6 protein-coding genes are annotated in these 7,123 nt (G+C 65.8%); 5 read left to right on the plus strand and 1 reads right to left on the minus strand.

What is annotated here, in order from left to right:
• On the minus strand, positions 1 to 1,044 hold the full coding sequence (locus tag NKI67_RS08610) for a class II aldolase/adducin family protein (protein WP_023680487.1): 1,044 nt from the start codon (positions 1,042 to 1,044) through the stop codon (positions 1 to 3).
• 227 nt (positions 1,045 to 1,271) lie between these two features.
• Between NKI67_RS08610 and NKI67_RS08615 the strand changes: the two genes are divergently transcribed.
• The 5 genes from NKI67_RS08615 (at position 1,272) to NKI67_RS08635 (ending at position 6,994) form a co-directional block, all read left to right on the plus strand.
• Positions 1,272 to 2,054, plus strand: a complete 783-nt coding sequence (locus NKI67_RS08615) for a DeoR/GlpR family DNA-binding transcription regulator (RefSeq protein ID WP_023680486.1) — start codon at positions 1,272 to 1,274, stop codon at positions 2,052 to 2,054.
• On the plus strand, positions 2,051 to 3,430 hold the full coding sequence (locus NKI67_RS08620) for an FGGY-family carbohydrate kinase (RefSeq protein ID WP_023680485.1): 1,380 nt from the start codon (positions 2,051 to 2,053) through the stop codon (positions 3,428 to 3,430). Before NKI67_RS08615 ends, NKI67_RS08620 begins: the two co-directional genes overlap by 4 nt.
• Positions 3,427 to 4,971 (plus strand): sugar ABC transporter ATP-binding protein, encoded by a 1,545-nt coding sequence (locus tag NKI67_RS08625; protein WP_023680484.1) that lies wholly within the window; start codon positions 3,427 to 3,429, stop codon positions 4,969 to 4,971. Before NKI67_RS08620 ends, NKI67_RS08625 begins: the two co-directional genes overlap by 4 nt.
• A 20-nt stretch (positions 4,972 to 4,991) precedes the next feature.
• On the plus strand, positions 4,992 to 5,969 hold the full coding sequence (locus tag NKI67_RS08630; protein WP_502894527.1) for an ABC transporter permease subunit: 978 nt from the start codon (positions 4,992 to 4,994) through the stop codon (positions 5,967 to 5,969).
• Between the two features lie 86 nt (positions 5,970 to 6,055).
• Entirely contained in the window at positions 6,056 to 6,994 is a 939-nt protein-coding gene (locus NKI67_RS08635) for an ABC transporter substrate-binding protein (RefSeq protein WP_023680482.1), read from the plus strand.
• Positions 6,995 to 7,123 lie beyond the last annotated feature (129 nt).

Below are 7,123 nucleotides of genomic sequence, written 5' to 3' on the forward strand. Positions count from 1 at the left end.
TCAGCTGCCTCCGGCATTGAGTTTCTGACGATATTTTTCGGCGTCCCAGTTGATCAGCTCGTCATTCTCCGCCGCTGTCAGATAATTCAGCTTCGCCGCGACATCGATCCGCGCTGTCACGTCGGAAAGGCAGCGCTGCATGGCGTCGGCACCGGCGCCGGCGTCGCCGCGCATCAACACGCCGAGTCCAGGAAACAGGATCGCCGCGGGTGCGGCGCCGCAGCGCTCGATGACGCGCTTCACACCCTCGTCCGGTCTCGCCACGACCGAGCCTTCGCCGAGAAAGATGACGTGGTCGGGGTAGAGGCTGCCACCCGAAGCCATGCGGCAGCTTTCGGCGTCGATCGCCACCGCATGCGCCTCAACGTCCGCCGGCAATCTGTAGTCGCTGTCGCCGGCGCGCGCCGTCAATGCCGCGATGTCCGGTTCCGCCACCTGGCGCGGCGGCCGCGCCAACAGTCGTGTCACGCGCCGCAGCAGCATGTCGGCCGCGGCGACGGTCTCGGCTGCAACGACCAGGCCGTGATTGCCGAGGATCAGGATATCCACGCCTGGCCGAAGGCGCTCGGCTATACCCTGCGCGAGTGGCAGTCCCGGCCGGCGATAGGGAATATACGCCCATTGATGGCCGTCGAGCCGCCTGGCGGCCTCGGCCTCGCAGTCGGCCTGCACGGCCAGCGAAATGGTCTCGACGCAGTGAACATGCAGAACGATGCGCTGCGGCATCAGCGCATGCACGGTGGTCTCGATCGACGGGCGCAAGCCGCGCGCGTTGAGGGCGTCGACAGTGAAGGCCTGCGGCTGTTCGGCGGCCGGGTCGCGCCGTTCGATGGCGTCGAGCAATGGCGGGATGCCGACCGGCACCATGATGTCCGCGATGAGCGCGTCCTTCAGCCAGGTGCCGGAGGCCTTGATCCAGAGCGTGTCGCCGGCTTTCAGCGAGGTGTTGCCGCCGGCGGCCTGGGTCAGATGCGGGTCGCTGCCGATGGCGGCCGAAAGCGACCGCAGCGCTGCCAGTTCCTGCGCATCCGCACTGATCGTCATCAAAATTCCTCCACAAACCGGCCGCGTGGCCACGGCTTTGGACGTCCCGGTGCCGGGACGAAGACCGACGCTGGTATCGCAGATGCGAGTAAGTTACGTCAACAGTGATGTTATCGCGTCAGATCAGGCTTGCAATCCGAGGCGTGTTGAGTAAGTTGCACCAATTGCCGTGCAAAATGGCAATGCATGCAAAATGCTTGGGAGGCAAGCGCATTGGGAGGTAAGGGTTGAGCGACTCCGGCCGCCAGCGCCAGATTGTCGAGCTTTTGCGGGACCGGCCTTTCGCATCGGTGCGCGAGTTGCAGGAGCGGCTTGGCGTGTCGGCGGCGACAGTACGGCGCGACATCGACAAGATCGACGAGGCCGGCGAAGCGCGCAAGGTCTATGGCGGCATCTCGGCGCTCGATGGCGCTTCGCAAGCCGGCGTCGCCTATGCCAGGCCCTATGACGAGAACCGCGACCTCGCCGTCGAGGCCAAGCGGCAGATCGCCGCTCTAGCCGCCACCATGGTGCGCGACGGCGATGCGGTCATCGTGCATGGCGGTTCGACCTGCTTCCATCTCGGCGTCAAGCTCGCCGACCGCAACATCCGGCTCTACACCAACTCGATGCCGCTCGCGGCCTATCTCAGCGACCACGGCCATTGCAGCCTCACCGTCGCCGGCGGCGAACTGCACCGCGAGCCGGGCATCATCCATTCGCTGACGCAGACGGTGCCGTTCTACGCCTCGAAGTTCTTTCTCGGCGCGCAAGGCATCGGCCAGGAAGGCCTTCTGGAATCGCACCCGCTGCTGGTCCGCTCGATCGTCGAGCTCAGCCTCTGCGCCGACCAGATCGTCGTGCTGGCCGACAGCCGAAAACTGTCGATCCACGCGCGCAATGTGGCACTGCCGCTGTCGCGGATCGGCACGCTGGTCACCGATGACGGCCTGTCCGAGACAGATGCCCGCATGCTCGAAGATGCCGGCGTCATGGTGCGGATCGCGGCTTCCTCGGGAGGCGCCCAGTGAACATCGCCGTCCTCGATTTCGGCAAGACCAATTCGAAGCTGTTCGTCTTCGGCCAGGACGGACAGATCCTCGAGGAGCGCCGCACCCAGCCGAGCTGGATCCGCAAAGGCGGCTTCAGCGTGCTCGACGAGCCAGCGCTGCACGACTGGGCGGCTCGCGCCATCGATGATGCAGTCGACACGCATGGCGTGGAAGGGCTGATGGTATCCGGCCATGGCTGCACCTTCGCGTTGGTCGACGAAGCCGCGCTGACGCATCCGATCCTCGATTACGAGCAGGAACCGCCAGCTGAAATCGCCGCGCAGATCGACCGCCGCATTCCGGATTTTGCCGAGACCTTTTCGCCGCGCCTGCCGCTTGGCTTCAACTACGGCCGCCACATGTTGTGGCTGAAGGAGGTGGAGCCCGGTGCCTTCGCCACAGCGAAATCGATCCTCGGCTACCCCCAATATTGGAGCTGGCGGTTTGGCGGCCGGCCGGTATCGGAAGTGTCGTATCTCGGCTGCCACTCGCATTTATGGGCGCCGCGCAAACGCGATTTCAGCTCGCTGGTCGATGCCGAGGGCTGGCGCGGCCAGATGCCCGCCTTCGAGCGTGCCGGCGCGGTGATCGGCGAGCAGCGCTTCGGCCAGGCCGCGAAGCCAGTCGCCATCCATAATGGCGTCCACGACAGCAATGCCGCGCTCCATGCCTACCGCCGGCAGCAGCTCGGGCCGGTGACCGTGGTCTCGACCGGCACCTGGGTGGTCGTGCTCAATCCGGACTGCCCGCTCGACGCACTCGACGGCGAGCGCGACATGCTGGTCAATGTCGATGTCGATGGCGGCCCGGTGCCAACCGTCCGCTTCATGGGCGGGCGCGAATTCGCCACGATCAGCGCCGGCTGGCAGGGCGCAATCGCGCCGTCATCGATACAACGGGTGATCGACGCCGGCATTATGGCGCTGCCGAGCTTCGCGCCCGGCGGCCCGATGCCGCACCGCCGCGGCGAACTGGTCGGGCGTGCGCCCAATGCCGAGGAACGCGCGGCCATGGCGCTGCTCTATGTCGCGCTGATGGTCGATCTGTGCCTCGAGCTGATCCATTCGGACAACACAGTGATCGTCGACGGCGGCCTGAACAATGGCGGGCTGCTTGCCGCGTTGCTGGCGCAGTTGCGGCCCGGGCAGGCTTTCCTGCAGGGCGCAACGCTGGAGGGCAGCGCCACCGGTGCTGCCGCACTTGCCTTCGAAAGCGTCGGACGCGAGTTTGCCACCGAAGCGCCGGAGGCGGTGCATGCGGCAAGTTTCAGCGGCCTTGCCGGCTATCGCAACGACTGGCGCGGCCTTGCCGCCGACCGGGCTGTGGCCAGCGCAGCTGCAGGAGGTGCGCGATGAGCGCCGCCGCCCGGATCGAGACGGTGCGCCAGCCGGTGCTGGAGATGCGCCACATCTCCAAGACGTTCGGTGCGATCCGCGCCTTGCACGATGTGTCGCTGACCGTTCACGCCGGCGAGCTGCACGCGCTGATGGGCGAAAACGGTGCCGGCAAGTCGACGCTGATGAAGGTGCTGTCCGGCGCCTACCGGCCGGACCCCGGCGGCGAAATCCTGATCGACGGCGTGCCGGCCGCGACTGGCGACCCGATCAAGGCGCGCGCCGCCGGCATTGCGGTCATCTATCAGGAGCTGTCGCTGGCGCCTAATCTGTCGGTAGCGCAGAACATTTTTCTCGGCAACGAGCCGCGACGGTTCGGCGTTGTCGACCGCGAGCAGTGCAATCGGCGCGCCAGCGAGATCATCGCGCGGCTCGGCGTGACCTTCTCGGCGCGCACTCCGGTCGCAAGCCTGTCGCTCGGCGAGCGACAGCTGGTGGAAATCGCCCGCGCACTGTCGACCAATGCGCGCATCATCGTCATGGACGAGCCGACCACGTCGCTGACCTCGCGTGAGACCGACCGGCTGTTCGAGGTGATCGCGACGCTGAAGTCGCAAGGCATCGCCATCATCTACATCAGCCACCGTATGGAAGAGGTCTACCAGCTCGCCGACCGCGTCAGCGTGCTACGCGACAGCGGCTATGTCGGCACGCTCGACCGCGCCGACCTGAACGCCTCGCGCCTGGTATCGATGATGGTCGGGCGCGATCTGTCGACGTTCTACAAGAAGGATCACCGTCCGCCGGACAGCAAGCGCGCCATCGCGCTGTCGGTGCGCGGCATGTCGGACGGCAATCTCATAAAGAATTGTTCCTTCGACCTCCACAAGGGCGAGGTACTGGCACTGGCCGGCCTGGTCGGCTCGGGCCGCACCGAACTGGCACGGCTGATCTTCGGCGCCGACAGGCACACATCAGGCACGCTGGAGCTCGGCGGCAAACCGATATCCATCGGTTCGCCGAGCGAGGCGCTCGATGCCGGCATCGCCTATCTGACCGAGGACCGCAAGCAACTTGGCCTGTTTCTCGACATGTCGATCTCCGACAATATCAGCATGGGCGTGCTGGCAAAGGACGCGAAGGCCGGCGGTTTGCGCGACTTCACGGCTGCCGAAAAGCGCGCCGCCAAGGCGGTGTCAGACCTCTCCATCCGCACCAGCTCGGTGCAGGCCAATGCCGGCTCGCTGTCGGGCGGCAACCAGCAGAAGGTGCTGCTCGCCCGCCTGCTGGAAACCGAGCCGCAGGTCGTCATCCTCGATGAGCCGACCCGCGGCGTCGATGTCGGGGCGAAGTCGGAAATCTATCGGCTGATCGACAACCTGGCCAAGAAAGGCATCGCCATCCTGATGATCTCCAGCGAACTGCCGGAGGTGATCGGCATCGCCGACCGCGTGCTGGTGATGCGCGACGGCACCATTGCCGGCGAGGTGACGGCGTCGGAGGGCGAGCCGCTGCGGCAGGAAGCGATCATGGAACTTGCAACGGGAGCGGCTCAGCGATGACCGACAAGGCGGCCGACACGATGAAAGCGGACGACCGGGCGGTCGGCAGGAGCACGAGGTGGCGTACCGCCATCGCCGCACTCGGCATGCTGCCGATCCTGATCCTGCTGGCGGTCGGCTTCCAGTTCATCAATCCGCGCTTTTTCACCCAGACCAATCTGCTGATCGTCATGCAGCAATCGTCGATCAACATCGTGCTGGCCGCCGGCATGACCTTCGTCATCCTGACCGGCGGCATCGACCTGTCCGTCGGCTCGATCCTTGCCGCCTCGGCGATGGTGGCGGTGATGGTGTCGCTGGTGCCCGATTGGGGACTGCTGGGCGTGCCCGCGGCCATTCTCGTCGGGCTCGGTTTCGGCGTCATCAACGGGCTGCTGATCGCCTATATCAAGCTGCCGCCCTTCATCGTCACGCTGGGATCGCTGACCGCCGTGCGCGGCGTCGCCCGCCTGCTCGGCCAGGACACGACGGTGTTCAACGCGGACCTGCCGTTCGACTTCATCGGCAACGGTTCGCTGTTCGGCATTCCGTGGCTGGTAATCATCGCGCTGGCGGTCGTCGTCCTGTCCTGGCTGGTGCTCAAGCGCACCGTGCTCGGCACCTGGATCTACGCCGTCGGCGGCAACGCCGAGGCCGCCAGGCTGACCGGCATCAAGGTGCCGCTGGTGCTGCTCTTCGTCTACGGCGTTTCCGGCCTTCTGGCCGGCCTTGGCGGCGCCATGTCGGCGGCCCGGCTCTATGCCGCCAACGGGCTTCAGCTCGGCCAGTCCTACGAACTCGACGCCATTGCCGCAGTCATCCTCGGCGGCACCAGTTTCGTCGGCGGTGTCGGCTCGATCTGGGGCACGCTGATCGGCGGCCTGATCATCGCCGTGCTGTCCAACGGGCTCATCCTCGCCGGTGTTTCGGACATCTGGCAGTACATCATCAAGGGATTGGTCATCATCGTGGCGGTCGCCCTCGACCGTTACCGGCTCCAGGCAGGAGCAAGAACGTGATGGCCCTTAGTCGCCGGCATCCAACGAGCCGGTTTCATGTGTAACGCACCGTGAGAGGCGCGGGGCATCAGGAGGAAAATAAAACAATGAAGACCATCGCTAAACTGCTCTGCGGCGTCGCCCTTGCGGCCGCCGTCATCGCGCCGGCATCGGCAAAGGATCTGAACAAGGTCGGCATCTCGGTCGGACTGCTCGGCAACCCGTTCTTCGTCGCCACCATCAAGGGCATCGAGGACGCGGCCAAGAAGATCAACCCGAATGTGCAGGTGACCTCGGTATCGGCCGACTACGATCTCAACAAGCAGGTATCGCAGGTCGATTCCTTCATCGCTGCCGGTGTCGACGTCATCATGCTCAACGCAGTCGATGCCAAGGCGATCGCGCCGGCGGTGAAGAAGGCGCAGGCGGCCGGCATCGTCGTTGCCGCTTTCGACGTTTCGGCGCCGGGCGCCGACGTCACCGTGATGACCAACAACGTCAAGGCCGGCGAAGAGGCGTGCCAGTATCTGGTCGATAATACCGGCGGCAAGGGCGACTATGTCATCCTCAATGGCCCGGCCTCGTCGTCGATCCTGGAGCGGGTCAAGGGCTGCAAGGACGTGCTGGCAAAGCACCCCGACATCAAGATCCTTTCCGACGACCAGAACGCCGAAGGCTCGCGTGACGGCGGCCTGAAAGTGTTCCAGTCGCTGCTGACGCGTTTCGACAAGATCGACGCGGTCTTCGCCATCAACGATCCGACGGCGATCGGCGCCCAGCTTGCGGCCAAGCAGCTCAACCGCTCGGAGTTCATCTTCACCGCGGTCGACGGTGCACCCGATATCGAGAAGGAACTCGCCTCCGGCACGTCGATGATCAAGGCCTCGGCCTCGCAGGATCCCTATGTGATGGCCGGCCAGTCGCTGACGATGGCGGCTGACCTGCTTGCCGGCAAGAAGCCGGCCGAGCCGACGGTGCTGCTCGACCCGAAGCTGATCACGGCCGACAATTTGCAGGATTACAAGGGCTGGACCGCGGCTCGCTAAGCCTCCCAAGCCTGGTGGGGGGGGGGGGGGGGGGCGCGCGGGCGGTTTGTGGTGGGGCGGGTGGGGCGAGCCCCCATGGGGGGGGGTGGGGGGGCGCGGGGAGGGGGGGGGGCGGGCAGGAGGGCGGGG

It is taken from the genome of Mesorhizobium sp. M0408 (genome assembly GCF_040321495.1).
Taxonomy (GTDB): Bacteria; Pseudomonadota; Alphaproteobacteria; order Rhizobiales; family Rhizobiaceae; genus Mesorhizobium.

Excerpts from the sequence above, each read along its gene's own strand:
- NKI67_RS08610 (WP_023680487.1), bottom strand. The coding sequence starts at position 1,044 with ATGACGATCAGTGCGGATGCGCAGGAACTGGCAGCGCTGCGGTCGCTT.
- NKI67_RS08625 (WP_023680484.1), top strand. The coding sequence starts at position 3,427 with ATGAGCGCCGCCGCCCGGATCGAGACGGTGCGCCAGCCGGTGCTGGAG.
- NKI67_RS08630 (WP_502894527.1), top strand. The coding sequence starts at position 4,992 with ATGAAAGCGGACGACCGGGCGGTCGGCAGGAGCACGAGGTGGCGTACC.
- NKI67_RS08635 (WP_023680482.1), top strand. The coding sequence starts at position 6,056 with ATGAAGACCATCGCTAAACTGCTCTGCGGCGTCGCCCTTGCGGCCGCC.